The sequence below is a fragment of the Advenella sp. FME57 genome (assembly GCF_014897675.1).
Classification (GTDB): domain Bacteria; phylum Pseudomonadota; class Gammaproteobacteria; order Burkholderiales; family Burkholderiaceae_B; genus Advenella.
Map to the genome: position 1 here is coordinate 267,226 of NZ_JABUXU010000001.1, position 18,350 is coordinate 285,575.

Below are 18,350 nucleotides of genomic sequence, written 5' to 3' on the forward strand. Positions count from 1 at the left end.
AGTATAATGCGCGTTCGCCTTTCCCTGATGCTGGCCCTGGCCACACCTTTCGTATTGCATGCGGCAGTCGCCCAGGGCATTCCCGATGTCCCCGGCGCGACGCAAAGCCAGCGTCCGACAACGATCTATCCGATAGCCAATCACCTGCCCGACCTGTCCTTCTCGCTCAATGCAAGCGAAGGCAAAACCCTGACCGAACAGGCAGTAAAAGGCAAGGTGGTCATGCTGTTTTTCGGCTATGCAAGCTGCCCGGACATCTGCCCCACGACCATGGCGCAACTGTCCGAAGTAATGCAACAACTGGGGCCCAAGGCCAAAGAAGCCCAGATTCTCTTCATCAGTGTTGATCCGCACCGTGATACACCTGAAGTGCTGCAGGCGTATGTCAATGCCTTCAATAATGGCGCGATCGGGCTGACCGGCAGCGAGCAGCAGATTGCCTCTGTCGCGCGCCGTTACCGTGTTGCCTATCAGATCAGCAAACCCAAGGATGCCAGCAACCCAGAGGCATACGAAGTGATGCATGGTCGCGGTATCTATATTTTCGACAAAGACGGCCGCGCCCGTTATCTGGCCTCCGACAGCGAAACGCCGGAACAGGTGACGGAGAAAATTCGCACTCTGCTCTGAGCCCAAAGCAGCAGGCCTCTACTACCTGCGTTCTACCTGCGTTCTGGTTACAACCTGACTTTCTCGGTCTAGCCGTTCGAGTATCAATCCGCTACGGCTGCAGCCATGCTCCCTGTCGCTACCCAATGACCGGGAACGGCACAATCGTGGTTGCGTAGTAGGCCAGCTGCCTGCGCAATCGCAGCCGCTGCACCTGCTCGGTCACGCCTTGTGATGCGCTACGCCGTCATCGCGCCGATTAACCGCATCATCCATCGCCCCGATTCAGGCTGCATTCATGCGTGGGCTATCGCTGCAACGAGCGATACGCGGCAACAATTCACGCATTTTGGTAAACTGGCAGTTACCTGTAATCAAATTGACCTGGGAAAGCTATGATCACACTACACCATCTGGAAGCCTCACGTTCGTTCCGCATCATCTGGCTGCTGGAAGAACTTGAGCTGAGTTACCAGATTGAGCGTCACGAGCGTCATCCGGAAACCATGCGAGCGCAAAGCTCCTTAAAGGCCGTACACCCATTGGGTAAAGCCCCCGTGCTGTGCGACAACGGCTTCACCCTGATCGAATCCGGCGCCATTATCGAGTATCTGCTTAACCGCTACGACAATCGTGGATTGCGTCCACCCATCAGTTCCGAAGACTACCTGCGTTATTCGCAATGGATGCATTTTGCCGAAGGTTCGCTGATGCCACCCGCCTTGCTTACGCTGGTGCTCAACAAAATGGCCAATGCCCGGGTGCCCTTTTTTGCACGCTCCATTGTGAAAAAAACAGTCAACGGCACACTCGACAGCTTTGTCATGCCTGATCTGAACGTCAAACTGGATTTCCTGGACTCCGAACTGGGCAATACCGGTTGGTTCTGTGGCAGTCACTTCAGTGCCGCCGACATCCAAATGGGATTCGCGCTACAGGTTCTGCACGGTCGTGGCCTCATCGGTGACAACCTGCTGAACATCAAGGCATTTCTGGAAGCCATTCGCTTGCGGCCGGCCTATCAGCGCGCAAAAGAAAAGGCAGGCTTGCTGACGCTGTCCCTGCCAGGAAAAAATGATCCCCAGGAACCCACGGTAGAACCGTCAGTTGACGCGGCCAACGCATCAGCACCCACAGACGCCACCCGATAGAACTAGTTCTGTAGCTCCGTTTCAAAAGACGTGCCTCGGTCGAAGCGGATTTATGCAAGCAGAAGCGGGCCGCTGACCTCAGCCATCAGGCGGGCCCATCCGAATCAGTTGTCCTGCACAGATCGTCCTGCCTGTGCAGGACATCATCAGAATGGCGTTATCCAAGGCGCAGGATAAGGGTGTTTATTCGCGACACAACGCATCGCTCATCACTACTAGCCAATGGCCATGTAGAATCAGTGACCCAGGTAGGCTTTGCGCACTTCATCATTCACCAGCAGATTGGCGCCAGTATCGGCCAGTACAACGTTACCCGTTTCAAGTACGTATCCACGGTCGGCCACCTTCAGCGCCTTGTGCGCATTCTGTTCCACCAGGAATACCGTCACACCCTGGTCGCGAATGGTCTGAATAATTTCAAAAATCTGCGCAATAATCAGCGGTGCAAGACCAAGCGTAGGTTCGTCCAGCAGCAGCAGGCGTGGTTTGCTCATCAGTGCACGACCAATGGCCAGCATCTGTTGCTCACCACCTGACATAGTGCCTGACCGTTGCGAGGCTCGCTCTTTCAAGCGGGGAAACAATCCGAATACATGATCAATCCCCTGTTCTATCTGCTCGCGCGGCAGGAAAAAACCACCCATTTTCAGATTATCCAGCACGGTCAGGTCTGGAAAGACGCGGCGTCCTTCCGGTGACACTGCGATACCCCGGCGCATGATCAACGATGTAGGTTCAGCGGTAATATCCCGGTCAAGAAACCGGATCGTGCCGGACGAAGCCCTGGGATTGCCACAGACAGTCATCAGCAAAGTCGTCTTCCCGGCCCCGTTGGCACCGATCAGCGTAACGATTTCCCCTTCATTGACTTCAATAGACACCGAATTGAGCGCCTGGATCGCGCCGTAGTGTGTACTTACATTGTCCAGTTTCAGCATCTTATTCTTCTCCCAGATACGCTTTGATGACCCGTGGATCAGCGCGTACGATTTCGGGCGCCCCGGTCACGATCGGCTTGCCATGTTCCATGACCAGGATCCTGTCGGATATACCCATAATCAGGCTCATGTCATGCTCAATCAGCAAGACAGACAGGTCAAATTCGTGCCGCAGGCGATTGATCAGGCCGGACAGGGCCTTTTTCTCTTGTGGATTGAGCCCTGCCGCGGGCTCATCGAGCAACAGCAAGGTCGGCTTGGTAATCATGCAGCGGGCGATTTCCAGCCGGCGCTGATGGCCATATGCCAGGGTGCCGGCCTCGCGATTCGCAAACTCGCGAATGCCCATGAAATCAAGCCAGAACAGCGCTGTATCCAGCGTCTTGCGCTCTGCCCGGCGGTATGACGGCAAATTGAGCAGACCCGCCAGAAAATTGGACTCGTGCTGTGTATGCTGGGCCACCAGAAGATTTTCCAGGGCCGTCAGCGTCTTGAACAGGCGCACGTTTTGAAATGTGCGCACCACCCCGCGCTGGGCGACCTTGTGACTGGGTAAACCAGTGAGCCCCTTGCCGTGAAGATCGATACTGCCCTCTGTCGGCTTGTAAAAACCACTGATGCAGTTAAAGACCGTGGTCTTGCCGGCTCCGTTAGGGCCGATAATGGCAAACACCTCATTCTTATGGACTTGCAGGCTGACCGAGTCGACAGCCAGCAGACCGCCAAAACGCATTTTAAGAGATTCGACACGCAGGACTACATCACTCATTTTTCAATCTCCACGTGAGGACGTTTGACCGGCAGCAGGCCCTGCGGACGCCAGATCATCATTAGCACCATCACCAGACCAAATATCAGCATCCGGTATTCGGCAAACTGACGCGCCAGTTCAGGCAATACAGTCAATGCGATGGCAGCCAGAATTACGCCAATCTGCGAGCCCATGCCGCCCAATACGACAATGGACAGGATCAGCGCCGACTCGATAAAGGTAAACGACTCCGGGTTGACCAGGCCTTGCCGCGCTGCAAAGAACGCGCCGCCAAAACCGGCAAACATGGCGCCCAGAGTAAAAGCCGATAATTTGATTTTCGTCGGATTCATACCCAGGGAGCGGCAGGCAATCTCATCTTCGCGCAGCGCTTCCCAGGCGCGACCAACGGGCATGCGGATCAACCTGGCGGATATAACAAATGTAATAACCGCGAGTACCAGCGCCATCAGATAAAGATAAATCACCACATCCACGGTATCAAATTTCCAGCCCATTAACTGATGAAAGGTTTGCTCGCCTTCGGGCGCACGACGGGCCATCTCATAACCGAAGACCGATGGCTTGGGAATACCCGAAATGCCATCAGGACCACCAGTCAGGCTGGTCAGATTGGTCAACAGCAGACGGATAATTTCACCGAACCCCAAGGTGACGATGGCCAGATAGTCTCCGCGCAGGCGCAATACCGGAAACCCCAGGACAAAGCCAAAGAGCGCGGCAAACAACCCAGAAAGGGGCAGCGCTTCCCAGAAACCCCAGCCTGCCCAATGGTATAACAAAGCGTAGGTATAGGCACCAACCGCATAGAACCCGACAAAACCCAGATCCAGCAGCCCGGCGAAACCGACCACGATATTCAGGCCCAGGCCCAGCATCACGTAAATCAATACCAGCGTGGCAATATCAATCTGGCCGCGATCGCCAAAAAAGGGCCAGACAACGGCAATGACCAGCATCAGGGCGAACAGGCTGAACATGGTCTTTTGGCCAAGGACGGCATGCTTGCCCGAACGCAGCTTTTTCGCCAGCGATTGCTTGTTGCCTTTGAAGATCAGCGGCTTGAGCAGTTGCACGACAAACACGATTGCCATGCCTATCAAGACAACCGTCCAGTCGGGAACGATCGTCATGCGGATACCCTGGCGAACCAGGCCGAGCCCGAAAATGGGTGTCAAAAGAATTCCGGCCACCAGCGTAGCAATAATGGCGTTTTTCAAATTCTGCGTCATACTTTTTCTACCTCCGGTTTACCCAGCAACCCAGTCGGTCTGAACAACAGGATCAGCACCAGCAAGCCAAAAGCCACAATATCCTTGTATTCCGAACCGATGTAGGCGGCTGCCATGGTTTCGGCCACCCCCAGCAACAGGCCACCTAGAATGGCGCCCGGAACACTGCCGATGCCGCCGAGCACAGCCGCGGTAAACGCCTTGATACCGGCTATGAAGCCAATGAACGGATTCAGCTTGCCTATGGTTAGTGCAATGAGCACGCCACCGACGGCGGCAAGCACCGCACCGAGAATAAACGTGAATGATATAACACGATTCGTGTCGATACCCAGCAGACTGGCCATTCGCATATCTTGGGAGCAGGCACGGGACGCACGGCCCATGCGGGAATGGCGAATGAAAAGCGTCAGTGCAATCATCAACACAAACACCACGCCCATAATCATCAGCCTGGAATAGGTCAGCGTAATCGCAAAGTCACCGCCCAGGCTGAACTGGAACGATCCAGCCAGCAAATTGGGGACGGCCATATCGCGCGAACCCTGTCCGATCGCTACCCAGTTCTGCAAAAAAATGGACATACCGATAGCGGAAATCAAAGCGACCAGCCGCGGACTGCCGCGCAGCGGCCGGTAGGCAATCTTTTCGACCGCATAGCCGTAAAAGCCGGTAACGACCGCAGAAATAAGCAGCATGGCGATAATCACCAACGGAATCGGAATGCCGTGATTAATACCGAGTGCCGACAGCGTCACCAGTCCCACATAGGCGCCAATCATATAGATCTCGCCATGGGCAAAGTTGATCATACCGATAATGCCGTATACCATGGTGTAACCGATGGCGATCAGGGCATAGATCGCACCCAGCGACATGCCATTGATCAGTTGTTGAATGAATTGAGGTAGAAATTCCTGCATAATGCGCTCCTCGTGCCGTCCTCACTCCTCCTGGAAATCTGTCTGGAATGAATGGCGGTCCCGTTGCTCTTATTGGATTACGTCGTTTCTGAAGGAGCAAGCCTGACGGTTAACCTTCAACCTCGCTTGGCTCCCTTATGCTGCAATTATTTCTGCTTTACGCCTGCGCGCTGCGTGGACGGCCAAGATTCCACATCAGGACGCGGAACGGCGCCAGCAGCATCGCGTTGATGACCAGTTTGATGCCCACGTCACCCGTGGCCAGGGTCACCCATGGTACATCGGTACCGACGAACGCTACGCCGAAAAAAAGGAAAGTGTCGATGATGGCGGCCAGCCAGCCAGCGATGAAAGGCGCTTTCCACCAGGATTTGTAGCGAAGCTTGTCAAACACCAGAATATCGAGCAACTGTGCCGTCAGAAACGCCACTCCGGAGGCGATCGCGATGCGCGAGTCAGCCACGACATAGGAAGCCAGCACGGCAAAGATAAACCCGATAGACACCACGCGACGGGCCCGCGCTGGACCGAAACGCCGGTTCAGCAGGTCGGTTACCAGAAAGCAGATGGGATAAGTGATGGCGCCCCAAGTCAGCCAGGCGTTGATATGGAACTGCGGCTGCACCAGAATGTTGGACGACACGATAATCAGCCCCATGATGGCAACGGCCAGCAGCGTCTGATTGATCGTCATTTTGTCAAATCTTGTGGTATTCATGCTATTTTTTTCCTGGATCCTGAGCGGGCTGGTCGGCTGCGGCCGACTCCTGCGCCATCTGGGCTGCCCGGTCATTGGCCGCCTGCATGGCAGCTTGTACCAATCCGGCAAAATCGCCCTGTGTGAACCGATTCAGCGCCGCAGCCGTCGTACCGCCCGGCGACGTGACATTCTCCCGCAATCGGGCCGGCGAATCCTCAGAACCGGCGGCAAGCAGGCTCGCACCCTTGAGTGTGGCCAGGGCAAGACGCTGCGCCTGCGCCTGGCTCAGCCCCAGGCTGATGCCGCCGCTAATCAGCGATTCAATAAACAGGAAGACATAGGCCGGGCCGCTGCCGGAGAGCGCCGTGACCGCGTCCAGTTGGGCCTCATTGTCTACCCAGACCACCTCGCCGACAGAACTGAGCACTTCCTGGGCCAGTTCCCGGTCCGAGGAAGGGACCGCAGGCATGGCGTACAGCCCGGTTATGCCCTGGCGGATCAACGCCGGGGTATTGGGCATACAGCGAATGAGCCGGGTGCCGCGCGCTGGTTCTGCCTGATCGAGCCAGCCCGAAAGCGATGCCGTTGTAAGACCGGCGGCAATACTGATCACCAGCGTGTCGTCCTGCAAAAACCGGTGTGACGCATCGATGGCCTGTTGCATGATTTGCGGCTTGACGGCATAGATCCAGACTTTATATTGACCGAGCGCCTCGGAAGCTGCGGCTGCGGTGGCCACACCCTTGTCTTCCCATGCCGAGCGCGTCGTCTGGCTGGGATCCACGACAAGGACGTCCTGCGGCTCGCACAAATTGCCAAGCAGGCCGCCCAACATGGCGCCTGCCATATTTCCGCCACCGATAAAAGCGATAGAGAGTGAATTTTTCATGGTCAGGGATTGTACTCTGCTAATGCCCGACAGCACACCAGAAAATACGCTGAGCCAGACAAAAAGACAAGCAAACGGGTGATTTTACTGGACTTTCGCGACAAGCGCGCGCACGCGAGGCGGGTTAGGGATAGTCACTATTCTGTAACAAACAAGTCATACTATAATGCCGTTTATCACGTCCCGTTTTGCATCGGGACACCCCTACCCCCCGGAGAATTTAACCATGCGCTATACGATCCGTACTTTGTCCCTGGCCAGCGCCATGTCCTTTGCCAGCTTCAGCGCCCTTGCGGCTACCGACGTTACCTTCTGGCACTCAATGGAAGGACCGCTGGGCGAACGGGTCAGCGACATTGTCAAAGACTTCAACGCTTCCCAGAAAGACTATGTCGTCAAGGCAACCTACAAAGGCAATTACGGAGAGTCCATGAACGCGGGCATCGCCGCATACCGTGCGGGGCAGTCACCGGATATCATCCAGGTGTTTGAAGTGGGTACAGCCACCATGATGTACTCCCAGGGCGCTATCGAACCGGTACAGGACATGGCAGAGAAAGCCGGTAATCCGCTGGACCCGAAAGCCTTCGTGCCTGGTATTGCCGGCTACTATTCCGATACCAGCGGCAAACTGGTTTCCATGCCCTTTAACAGTTCGACGCCAGTGATGTTTTATAACAAAGACCTGTTCAAAAAAGCAGGCCTGGATCCGGAACAGGGACCCAAAACCTACGCAGATATCGAAGCCTTTGCGAAAAAGCTCAAGGCAGCCGGCGTCGAATGCGGTTACACCACTTCATGGCCAGCGTGGGTGTTGATCGAAAACTTTGCCGCCCTGCATAATGTGCCCTACGCCTCCAAAGATAATGGCTTTGGTGGCCTGGACGCCCGAGTCGAGTTGCAATCGGACGCATTCCTGAAGCACTTTGAATTTCTGAGCAAGATGTCCAAGGAAGGCACCTTCACCTACGGTGGTCGCGGCGATGCTGCCAACGCCCTTTTCATCTCCGGCAAATGTGGCATGTTTACCGGATCCAGTGGCACGCGGGCCAACATCCTGAAGAACGGCAAATTTAAATTCGGCGTTGCCAAACTGCCCTATTACGAGGACGTCAAGAGCGCCCCGCAAAATAGCGTGATCGGTGGTGCTTCACTGTGGGTATTCTCCAAAAAATCGCCTGAGGTCTACAAAGGCGTGACTGCTTTCTTTCATCACCTGACCAAACCGGAAGTTGCCGCCAAATGGCACCAGGACACCGGCTATGTGCCTGTGGTCAAAGCCGCCTACGATGCGACCAAGGCTTCCGGTTACTACGACAAGAACCCCGGTACCGATGTCCCGTTCCAGCAACTGAATGTGGAAACGACGGCGCAATCGCGCGGTGTTCGTCTGGGCTTTCTGCCACAAATTCGTGATATAGAGGAAGGTGTCATGGAATCCATGTTCGGCGGCAAGATTTCCATCAAGGACGGCGCAGCCGACATGGAAAAACGGGCGAATGAATTGCTGGTCCGTTTTGAAAAGGGCAACAAATAAGCTATTCTGACTGTTCAGGCAGCGAGGGCACAGCATCATTGCCTTCGCTGTTTTTGTTTTATCGCAGTCATCATTTTTCGCCTTGAAACTCTGCCGGTCTTGCCGGCGCAATGGCAACTGCTCTACAGTCTTCGGATTGAACAGACCTGCTTTCCCGGCCGCTGACGTCACTGCTGTCCGCCTGTCGCCATATACCGGGGTTGCATCGTTTTTCCCGGATATTGCATTGGAACTCTCTCATGGAAAAACGCGTAGTTTTCAGCCATAAACTGCTGCCTTATCTGCTTCTGGCGCCGCAGTTGCTTATTACCGCTATTTTTTTCTTCCTGCCGGCCGGCCAGGCAATCTGGCAATCGTTTTTTATCGAATCGGCCTTCGGCGGTGATCAACAATTTGTTGGTCTGGACAATTACACCAGCTTATTTAGCAACAGTACTTATTATTCCTCCTTCTGGGTCACACTGCTGTTTTCTGGCCTGGTCGCTGCCATCGGCCTGGCGGTCTCGCTCTTGCTGGCGGTCATGGCCAATCGCGTGGTGCGGGCAGCCGGCGCATACAAAACCCTGCTGATCTGGCCCTATGCCGTTGCGCCGGCCGTCGTCGGTGTACTGTGGGCATTTCTGTTCTCGCCCGCCGTGGGCACGCTGGCCGTATACATGGCCAATCTTGGCATCAGCTGGAATCCGCGCTTAGATTCGACCGATGCCATGACGTTGGTTGTCATCGCCGCAGTATGGAAACAGATCTCCTACAACTTTCTGTTTTTTCTTGCCGGCCTGCAATCCATTCCGACCTCGTTGCTGGAAGCGGCAGCCATCGATGGCGCCAGCCCGTTCCGGCGCTTTCGCACCATTGTGTTCCCGTTGTTGTCGCCCACGACGTTCTTCCTGTTGGTCATCAATATCGTCTATGCCTTCTTCGAAACGTTCGCGATTATCGATACGACCACCCAGGGAGGTCCCGGCACGTCTACCAACATACTGGTTTACAACGTGTACAAGACTGCATTCAAGTCATTCGATTACGGCTCGTCCGGCGCACAGTCGGTAATTTTGATGATGATTGTAATTGCGCTGACGGTCGTCCAGTTCCGTTATGTTGACCGTAAAGTCCAGTACTAAGGAAACACCGCAATGATTGAACGACGCCCTATGCTGGATTTGCTGGCCCACCTGATCCTGATCATTGGCCTGGTCGTGGTGGCCTTTCCACTCTATATTGCCATCGTGGCCTCAACGCAGACAGCCCAGGAAGTGGCCAATGCTCCCATGTCGCTCTGGCCAGGCAGACATTTCATAGAGAACTATACCAATGCACTGCTTGGCGGCTCTAGTTCTGCGCCAAACAGTGTCGCCCACATGCTCTGGGTCAGCTTCGTTACGGCTATGACGATTGCCATAGGCAAAATCACCATTTCCATGCTTTCGGCGTTTGCCGTGGTCTATTTTCGCTTTCCGTTCCGGATGCTGTGTTTCTGGATGATTTTCGTCACGCTCATGCTGCCGGTGGAGGTGCGTATTTCTCCGACCTTTGAAGTGGTCGCCGGCCTTGGCCTGACCAATACCTATGCCGGACTTACGCTGCCGCTGATCGCCTCGGCCACTGCCACCTTTCTGTTCCGGCAGTTTTTTCTGACCGTACCCGACGAACTGATTGAAGCCGCGCGAATTGATGGCGCCGGTCCCTTGCGCTTTTTCCGCGATATTTTACTGCCCTTATCAAAAACCAGCATCGCCGCCCTGTTCGTGATTCAGTTCACTTATGGCTGGAACCAATACCTGTGGCCCCTGGTCATGAAAACGACAGACGACATGACCCCCATTGTGGTCGGCATCCGCACCATGATCGGCGGTGGCGACAGCGTGACCGATTGGAACATTGTGATGGCAACCGCCCTACTTGCCATGATTCCGCCCGGATTGGTCGTGGTGCTGATGCAGAAGTGGTTTGTCAGGGGGCTCGTGGATACCGAGAAATAAAGGATTAATAAATGGCAACACTACAATTTAACGACATCAGAAAAACCTATCCCGGCAATGTTGCCGTGATCCACGGCGTGAACCTGGAGGTAAAAGACGGTGAGTTCATTGTTATCGTCGGCCCTTCCGGTTGCGGCAAGTCCACACTGATGCGCATGGTTGCCGGTCTGGAATCAGTAACAGAAGGCCAGATTCTGATCGATGGCAGCGTCGTCAACGGGCTGGAACCGGCAGAGCGCGATATTGCCATGGTCTTTCAGAACTATGCGCTTTACCCCCATATGTCGGTCTATGAAAACATGGCTTATGGCCTGAAAATCCGCAAGCTGACCAAAGCGCAGATTGATGAACGGGTGCAGCAGGCGGCCGGCATCCTGGAGCTGGGCAGCCTGCTTGAACGGCGGCCCAAGCAGTTATCCGGCGGACAGCGCCAGCGTGTAGCCATGGGCCGCGCCATCGTGCGCGAACCCAAGGTGTTTCTGTTCGATGAGCCGCTGTCCAATCTGGATGCCAAGCTGCGAGTACAGATGCGCCTGGAGATCCAGAAATTGCATCGACGCCTGCGCACCACCAGCCTGTACGTCACCCACGACCAGGTCGAAGCCATGACGCTGGCCGACCGCATGATCGTGATGAACAAAGGCGTTGCTGAACAGATCGGCACGCCAATTGAAGTATTTGAAAAACCGGCAACGACGTTTGTCGCCGCCTTCATTGGCTCGCCGCCGATGAACCTGATCCCCGTGTCAGTCAACGCTGGCGGTGACATTATGACCAGGGACGGCCAGAAAATGGCCATATCCGCAGCACAAGTTCCGGAACGTGCCCGTGGCAAGGAGATTATCCTGGGCTTTCGTCCTGAACACGTCCAATTGGATGAACCCGGCATCCCGATGACAATCGAAATGATCGAAATCCTGGGATCTGAAAAACTCATCCACGGATGGGTCGGCGATACCCTGGTCGTTATCCGTTGCGATGTCCACGAGACAGCCTCCGCCAATTATAAAATCGGCGACAGGATCAATGCCGGTGCGGACGCCCGACATCATCTGCACTGGTTCGATCCGGTGACGACACGCCGTATTGATTGAACCGCACGTAACAACATCCTTGCTTATCTTTTACACCACATATCAGCGTCGAACGCCGGCTGAATCTGTTTAGCTACAACAGTGTGTTGCGCTCTCTGTGCCAGAGTGCCTGGAACGACCTCAAAAAAAACCGGATCCATAAATTGGATCCGGTTTTTTTGGTCTGGTCGGGCAATCCGGCTCGCTACACGTGGCCGCGTGTGAGAGGCACTGCAGCGAAACCGTTTACTTCACAGCCGTTTTGCTGCCGTCCTTATGCCAGGTGTAAATGTCAAACTTGAACTCGTTCAGGTCGCCCTGTTTGTTCCATGACAGATCACCAATCACCGACTTGACTGAATTGCCATGCAGCCACTCGGCCACTTTCTCAGGATCGGTACTCTTGGTGGCCTTGATCCCTTCGAAGATAGCCTGTGTCGCTGCATAGGAAGTCAGCTGGAAAGCACCGGACGCGTTGCGTTTTTTGGCCTTGAAGGCCTCGACCACGGCTTTGTTTTCCGGCAGTGCAGAGTAATCGGCAGGCAGCGTCAGCAGCATGCCCTCTACCGCGTCACCGGCGATCGCATTGATTTCAGGATTGCCGGCGCCTTCCGGGCCCATGAATTTGACTTTGAGCCCCTGCTCTGCTGCCTGGCGCATAAGCAGGCCCATTTCAGGATGGTAGCCTCCGTAGTAAACGAAATCGACGCCTGCTGCCTTCATTTTGGTAATCACGGACGAGTAATCGGTCTCACCAGCATTAATGCCTTCGAACAAGGTGACATCAATATCGGCCTTGTTCAAGTTGTCCCGTACCGATGAGGCAATGCCCTGTCCATAAGACTGCTTGTCATGCAGGATAGCAACCTTGCTGGGCTTGACACTGTCGATGATATATTTTGCCGCTGCAGGACCTTGCTGATCGTCGCGTCCGATGGTGCGGAAAACGAAATCGAAATTCTTGCCATCAGTCACGTTGGGCGCAGTTGCAGAAGGCGTAATCATGACTACCCCTTCCTGGTTATAAATAGATGCGCCACCTACCGTAGCGCCCGAGCATACCGGGCCGACCACGAAACCAATTTCCTTGTTGACGACGTTATTGGCCGCAATGGGCCCCTGTTTGGGTTCGCAGGCATCGTCGACTTCAACCATTTCGAACTGTTTGCCATCGTATCCGCCTGCGGCGTTGATTGATTCGATTGCTGTGCGAATGCCTTCGCGTACCATATCGCCATATTGCGTTACCGGGCCGGTCACCGGTCCGACTGCCGCGATTTTTATGGTATCTGCAGCCAATGCCTGGGTCGACAGCATCAGGCCGGCAGAAATGGCCATTGACAGTGCAGATGCTTTCAGATAGTTCATTTGTAATACTCCGGTAATGTAAGAATACGTAATAACGTTTAACGCTGCTATTCTCGCACTTTTTTTGCCATGGTTCAATTTTGTCCGAACCCTCAAGGTAAACCCTGATCTGCGTTTACAAGCGATGCACTTACAGGCTGCGGATCTTGCCGTTGAGCATTCTGACGCCGGTCAGATCGCATCGATAAATGCAATCGGCCAAGGCATCAATGGCCTGCAGTCGAGGAAAACTGCGACGCCAGATCAGCACCACTTCCCTGTTTGGTATCGGTTCCTTTAGCGGTACATAATGCACCAAATCGTCTGCGGCAGGCGGCTTCTCGGGCAAGGCCGTCATCGGCAGCAGCGTAATGCCCAGGCCGGCGGCTACCATGTGACGGATGGTTTCCAGTGAAGAGCCCTCGAAGGATCGCTGGATGCCATCCGCAGCGGCGGAGAATCGCGACATTTCCGGGCAGACTTCCAATACCTGATCACGAAAGCAGTGACCGGCGCCCAGCAAGAGCATGGTTTCCTGCTTGAGCATTTCGGTGTCGATTTGCGCGAGTCCTGCCCAGCGATGATTGCGCGGAACCGCGGCAATAAAATGTTCTTCATAAAGCGAGCGCACCTCTAGTCCGGCTTCAGGTAGCGGCAATGCGACGATGGCGCAGTCGATCTCGCCCTGGCGCAGCAACTCCAGCAGGCGCACCGTAAAACTCTCCTGAAGGATCAGCGGCATCTGCGGTGTAATACGCAATTGCAGCGGAATCAGCTTGGGCAGCAAATAAGGCCCGATGGTATGAATCACACCGACGCGCAATGCGCCGGTAAGCGGATCGTTGCCCTGCCTGGCGATTTCCTTCAGATTGGCGCTTTCTTCAAGAATCTTCTGGGCCTGTGTAACGATCCGCAGCCCCGTCGGCGTCACGCCAACCTCATTGCCGCCGCGTTCGAAAATAACCACGCCCAGTTCATCTTCAAGCTTTTTGATAGCAACAGACAAGGTTGGCTGGCTGACAAAGCACGCCTCTGCCGCACGACCGAAATGTCGTTCCCGGGCCACTGCAATGATATATTTGAGTTCGGTAAGCGTCACACCAGGCTCCGCGTTAAGTAAGGGTCAAGTTGGCCGCAATAGGCAGCCGTGGACAGGATAGTCCTGTTCAAACGCACATTCTGAGCCGTGCATGCGGGCCCAGAACGTCTACATCCGGATGAAATACTTCATATTCTGAGCAGATCTGCCCGCTGTCGCGCCCAGCGTTGTAAATGCGCGGCTGCCGCTTCGGGATACGTTGACTGTAGCCACTGCGCTGTGTCCCGCGCCTGCTCGGCAATGGGCGCGTCCAGCTCGATATCGGCAAAACGCAGCAGCGCCATGCCCGATTGCCGCAAACCAAGAAATTCACCCGGACCGCGCTGTTCCAAATCACGCCGGGCGATTTCAAAGCCGTCCTGCGTCTCATACATGGCTTTGAGTCTGGCCGTTGCCACAGACGACAGGGGCGCCTGGTATAACAGCACACACACCGATTCATTTTTTCCGCGACCCACCCGACCCCGCAGCTGATGCAATTGCGCCAGCCCGAAGCGCTCGGCATGTTCAATGATCATCAGCGAGGCATTGGGCACATCCACGCCGACCTCAATAACGGTGGTGGCGACCAGCAAATCCAGCGCATGCCCATGAAACGCAGACATGATCGCTGTTTTCTCCTGTGTCGGCAAGCGTCCATGAAGCAGGCCAATGCGCAATTGGGGCAGTTCCTGCTGCAGCCGGTTGAACGTGTCGGTCGCCGTCTGCAACTGCAAAGCCTCACTTTCTTCGACCAGTGGACAGACCCAGTATACCTGCCTGCCCTGGCGAATCACCTCATGCACGTGTGCCAGCAATTCGTCGCGCCGGGAATCGGCAAACAATTTGGTCATCACCGGCGTGCGACCCGGCGGCAAGGTGTCGATCACCGAGACATCCAGATCAGCAAAAAAGGTCATGGCCAATGTACGCGGAATCGGCGTGGCGCTCATGCTCAGCTGATGGGGCGCGACCGCTTCCTGCTCGCCTTTGCGGGCCAGGCTCAGGCGCTGTCCGACACCGAAACGATGCTGCTCGTCCACGACCATCAGTCCCAGCCTGGCGAACGTCACATGCTGCTGAATCAGCGCCTGGGTGCCGACGACCAGTTGCGTGGTGCCCTCGGCCACCAGCGTTGCAGCCTGCCGCTTTTTTTTCGGCGTCAGGCTGCCTGCCAGCCAGCCGGTGCTGATACCTAGCGGCTCAAACCAGGCGGACATCTTTCTGAAATGCTGTTCGGCCAGGATTTCGGTGGGCGCCATAACGGCAACCTGGAACCCCTGATCGATCGCGTGAGCCGCTGCAATGGCGGCCACCACGGTTTTACCGCTGCCCACATCTCCCTGCAGCAATCTTTGCATAGGAAAGGTGCGTTGCATATCGGCCAGAATCTCCTTGCAGACGCGTTCCTGTGCCCCGGTCAAAGCAAAGCCTACCTGGGCAAGCAGGCGTTGCGTCAGTCCGGAACGCTTGCCCTGCATGGCATAGGCCTTCTTGCTCTGTCGCGTGGCGCGTGCCAGCGACATCGCCAATTGCTGAGCCAGCAACTCATCAAATTTGATCCGCTCCCACGCCGGATGCGTTTTTTCAATCAGCGCGAGCGTATCGGCTTGCTTGGGTGGATTGTGCAGCAACTGTATGGACTCGGCAAAGGGAGCAAGCTGATATTTGCGCTGAACCGCTACGGGCAGCGTGTCGTCCAGCTGCACCCGGGAAAGCGCGGCATTGACCGCCTTGCGAATTTGCGGTTGGTTCAGGCCCTCAGTCGCCGGATACACCGGCGTCAGGCGATCCGAGAGCGGTACGCCGGCACGACTGACTTTGGGGTGCACCATTTCAAAACCCCAGAACGATCCGCCACGTACTTCGCCGCGCACCCGAATAAGCCGCCCTTCTTCAACGGCTTTAATCTGGCTCGGATAAAAATTCAGCCAGCGCAGCGACAGTTGGCCGGATCCGTCGTCGATCGTGGCGGTCAGTTGCCGCCGGCCCCGGATAAGCACCTGCGCTTTGCGCACGATCCCTTCGACCTGCGCCATTTGGCCAGGACACAGGGAGTCAATGCGATGCAGCGCAGTTTCGTCTTCGTAACGCAACGGCAAATGCAACACAAAATCAAAATCCTGAACCAGTCCGAGGCTTGCAAATTTCTTGCCGATGGCGGTGGGACTATTGGTTCTCGCGGAAGCAACAGGCATGGCAGCGGGATGGTCAGACGACGATGATGGCCTCTACCTCGAACAGAGCGCCTTTGGGCAACGCGCTCACTTGAACCGTCGAGCGGGCCGGAAACGGCTCAGGGATCAGCTCGGACATCACTGTGTTCGCAATGCCAAAATCGGCCAGGTCGGTCAAAAACAAGGTGAGTTTGACAATACTGTGCAATGAACCGCCGGCAGCATGAATGACGGCGCTCATGTTGCTGAAAGCCTGACGCACCTGTTCTTCAACCTGTTCGGAAACCAGATCACCTGTGGTCGGGTCCAGACCGATCTGGCCGGAAAGGTAGACGGTGCTGCCAGCGGGCGTGACTACTGCCTGGGAATAAGGACCGATGGCGTTGGGGGCTTTGTCTGTCTGAATGACTTGTTTGGTCATGAGATTCTCCAATGAACGAGGCGTTTACTATAGGCAATAACAATAGTATATACACTTTCGGCCCTAAAATAATCGTGTGCTGGCAGGCGCAGTCTACCGACGTTACGGCACGGGACCTTGAAGCGGGCGATGCATGCCTGCACCACGCCAGCGTCCATACTGGTCTAGCGCAACAGGCAAATCCGGGATGTCAGGATGAAATTTGTCGCATTTTTTTACTTTTTTCTGACAAAATTTTTTAAAAAAACTTGATTTATTTCGTAGCTGAAATTTTGCTGAAGTAATATAGTGAAAATCATTCTTATTGTCAGCAACATTCGATTTGCCGGTATCAGATTAACAGCAACGACTGATCCGGTTGGATTTATTCTCACATAATAAAGGCGGTCATGAAATCTCTCTCTATCCTAACTCAGGCGCTCACGTGCGCTGGTGTTCTTTGTGGCGCTCAGGCCTATGCCGCAGGTGAAGTCAATATCTACACGACACGCGAGCCCAAGCTGATCCAGCCCATTCTGGACAACTTTACCAAGGAAACCGGCATCAAGACCAATACGGTTTTCATGAAAGATGGCCTGGTCGAGCGCGTAAAGAGCGAAGGTGAGCGTTCACCCGCCGACCTGCTCATGATGGTCGATTACGGTAACCTGATTGATCTGGTGAATGCCGGCATTACCCAACCGGTGCAATCGGATGCGCTGAACCAGGCCGTTCCGGCCAGTTTGCGTGATCCAGGCAACCAATGGTTTGCGTTGTCGACACGGGCCCGGGTGTTGTATGCCGCTAAAGACCTGAACCTGGACAAGTTTACTTATGAAGAACTGGCCGATCCCAAGTGGAAAGGCAAGGTATGCATCCGCTCGGGCCAGCATCCATACAATACCAGCCTTTTTGCTGCAATCATTGCCCATGACGGCGCCGAAAAAGCACAGGCCTGGCTCAAAGGCGTCAAGGCCAACCTGGGCCGTAAGGCAGCCGGCGGCGACCGTGACGTTGCCAAAGATATTCTTGGCGGGATATGCGACATCGGCATTGCCAATTCTTACTATGTCGGCCAGATGCGCAATGCAAAGCCCGATTCGGACCAACATAAATGGGGCAATGCAATCAAAGTTATTCTACCGACCTTTGCCGGCAGCAAAGAAGGCGGCACCCATGTCAATGTGAGCGGCGCAGCCATCGCCAAACACTCAGCCAACAAGGACAACGCAGTCAAACTGCTAGAATATCTGACTTCGGAAAAAGCGCAGGGTCTGTATGCTAGCGCCAATTACGAATACCCGGTACGCCAGGGCGTACAACTGGATCCGACGGTAGCCAGCTTCGGTGCATTGAAAGCCGACACCCTGCCATTGGCAGACATTGCCCAGCACCGTAAGCAAGCCAGCGAACTGGTCGACCAAGTCGGGTTCGATCAATAATTACCGCTTATTGCGCTCTGAGAACGGAAAGCCAGGCACTCGTGTCAGGCACTGGTCAACGCCGACCAACCGTTCTCTTTTTTGTATTTTCCTGTCTGGCGGG

General features: G+C 55.1%; 17 protein-coding genes. 7 read left to right on the forward strand and 10 right to left on the reverse strand.

Annotation, left to right across the window (positions count from 1 at the left end; genetic code table 11):
* The first annotated feature begins 6 nt into the window (after window positions 1-6).
* Together INT32_RS01175 and INT32_RS01180 are read left to right on the forward strand one after the other, a co-directional pair.
* Entirely contained in the window at window positions 7-630 is a 624-nt protein-coding gene (locus tag INT32_RS01175; RefSeq protein ID WP_193086900.1) for an SCO family protein, read from the forward strand.
* 374 nt (window positions 631-1,004) lie between these two features.
* Window positions 1,005-1,760 (forward strand): glutathione S-transferase family protein, encoded by a 756-nt coding sequence (locus tag INT32_RS01180; RefSeq protein WP_193086901.1) that lies wholly within the window; start codon window positions 1,005-1,007, stop codon window positions 1,758-1,760.
* A gap of 236 nt (window positions 1,761-1,996) precedes the next feature.
* Here INT32_RS01180 and INT32_RS01185 read toward each other — a convergent pair whose 3' ends face one another.
* The 6 genes from INT32_RS01185 to proC form a co-directional block, all read right to left on the reverse strand.
* Window positions 1,997-2,698, reverse strand: a complete 702-nt coding sequence (locus INT32_RS01185; RefSeq protein ID WP_193086902.1) for an ABC transporter ATP-binding protein — start codon at window positions 2,696-2,698, stop codon at window positions 1,997-1,999.
* Between the two features lies 1 nt (window position 2,699).
* Complete coding sequence (gene livG, locus INT32_RS01190) at window positions 2,700-3,467, reverse strand: high-affinity branched-chain amino acid ABC transporter ATP-binding protein LivG (RefSeq protein ID WP_193086903.1); 768 nt, start codon at window positions 3,465-3,467, stop codon at window positions 2,700-2,702.
* Window positions 3,464-4,702 (reverse strand): high-affinity branched-chain amino acid ABC transporter permease LivM, encoded by a 1,239-nt coding sequence (locus tag INT32_RS01195; RefSeq protein ID WP_193086904.1) that lies wholly within the window; start codon window positions 4,700-4,702, stop codon window positions 3,464-3,466. Before INT32_RS01195 ends, livG begins: the two co-directional genes overlap by 4 nt.
* Window positions 4,699-5,625, reverse strand: a complete 927-nt coding sequence (livH, locus tag INT32_RS01200) for a high-affinity branched-chain amino acid ABC transporter permease LivH (protein ID WP_193086905.1) — start codon at window positions 5,623-5,625, stop codon at window positions 4,699-4,701. Before livH ends, INT32_RS01195 begins: the two co-directional genes overlap by 4 nt.
* 157 nt (window positions 5,626-5,782) lie before the next feature.
* The gene (locus INT32_RS01205) at window positions 5,783-6,343 is read right to left on the reverse strand and encodes a queuosine precursor transporter (protein WP_226816368.1); all 561 of its coding nucleotides are present in this window, start codon (window positions 6,341-6,343) and stop codon (window positions 5,783-5,785) included.
* Window position 6,344: 1 nt separating this feature from the next.
* Window positions 6,345-7,214 carry a pyrroline-5-carboxylate reductase gene (gene proC, locus INT32_RS01210; RefSeq protein ID WP_193086906.1) on the reverse strand — a complete coding sequence of 290 codons (870 nt, stop codon included), beginning with the start codon at window positions 7,212-7,214 and terminating at the stop codon, window positions 6,345-6,347.
* 226 nt (window positions 7,215-7,440) lie between these two features.
* Here proC and ugpB point away from each other — a divergent pair, with 226 nt between their 5' ends.
* The 4 genes from ugpB (at window position 7,441) to INT32_RS01230 (ending at window position 11,824) form a co-directional block, all read left to right on the forward strand.
* Window positions 7,441-8,751, forward strand: a complete 1,311-nt coding sequence (ugpB, locus tag INT32_RS01215) for a sn-glycerol-3-phosphate ABC transporter substrate-binding protein UgpB (protein WP_193086907.1) — start codon at window positions 7,441-7,443, stop codon at window positions 8,749-8,751.
* A gap of 239 nt (window positions 8,752-8,990) precedes the next feature.
* Window positions 8,991-9,872 (forward strand): sn-glycerol-3-phosphate ABC transporter permease UgpA, encoded by an 882-nt coding sequence (gene ugpA / locus INT32_RS01220; RefSeq protein ID WP_193086908.1) that lies wholly within the window; start codon window positions 8,991-8,993, stop codon window positions 9,870-9,872.
* A 12-nt stretch (window positions 9,873-9,884) separates the two neighbouring features.
* The gene (gene ugpE, locus INT32_RS01225) at window positions 9,885-10,730 is read left to right on the forward strand and encodes a sn-glycerol-3-phosphate ABC transporter permease UgpE (protein ID WP_193086909.1); all 846 of its coding nucleotides are present in this window, start codon (window positions 9,885-9,887) and stop codon (window positions 10,728-10,730) included.
* An 11-nt stretch (window positions 10,731-10,741) separates the two neighbouring features.
* Entirely contained in the window at window positions 10,742-11,824 is a 1,083-nt protein-coding gene (locus INT32_RS01230) for a sn-glycerol-3-phosphate import ATP-binding protein UgpC (protein ID WP_193086910.1), read from the forward strand.
* 225 nt (window positions 11,825-12,049) lie between these two features.
* On the opposite strand, the gene INT32_RS01235 is transcribed toward INT32_RS01230, so the two are convergent.
* The 4 genes from INT32_RS01235 to INT32_RS01250 all read right to left on the reverse strand — a co-directional run bounded on the left by INT32_RS01235 (window position 12,050) and on the right by INT32_RS01250 (window position 16,826).
* Window positions 12,050-13,171, reverse strand: a complete 1,122-nt coding sequence (locus INT32_RS01235) for a high-affinity branched-chain amino acid ABC transporter substrate-binding protein (RefSeq protein WP_193086911.1) — start codon at window positions 13,169-13,171, stop codon at window positions 12,050-12,052.
* A 130-nt stretch (window positions 13,172-13,301) separates the two neighbouring features.
* On the reverse strand, window positions 13,302-14,249 hold the full coding sequence (locus INT32_RS01240; RefSeq protein WP_193086912.1) for a LysR substrate-binding domain-containing protein: 948 nt from the start codon (window positions 14,247-14,249) through the stop codon (window positions 13,302-13,304).
* Window positions 14,250-14,377: 128 nt separating this feature from the next.
* A complete protein-coding gene (recG, locus tag INT32_RS01245) occupies window positions 14,378-16,426 on the reverse strand; it encodes an ATP-dependent DNA helicase RecG (RefSeq protein WP_193086913.1) in 2,049 nt (682 codons plus the stop codon).
* A 13-nt stretch (window positions 16,427-16,439) separates the two neighbouring features.
* Window positions 16,440-16,826: a Rid family detoxifying hydrolase gene (locus INT32_RS01250; protein ID WP_193086914.1), complete on the reverse strand. Its 387-nt coding sequence runs from the start codon at window positions 16,824-16,826 to the stop codon at window positions 16,440-16,442.
* A gap of 389 nt (window positions 16,827-17,215) precedes the next feature.
* Here INT32_RS01250 and INT32_RS01255 point away from each other — a divergent pair, with 389 nt between their 5' ends.
* Window positions 17,216-18,247 (forward strand): Fe(3+) ABC transporter substrate-binding protein, encoded by a 1,032-nt coding sequence (locus tag INT32_RS01255; protein WP_193086915.1) that lies wholly within the window; start codon window positions 17,216-17,218, stop codon window positions 18,245-18,247.
* Window positions 18,248-18,350 lie beyond the last annotated feature (103 nt).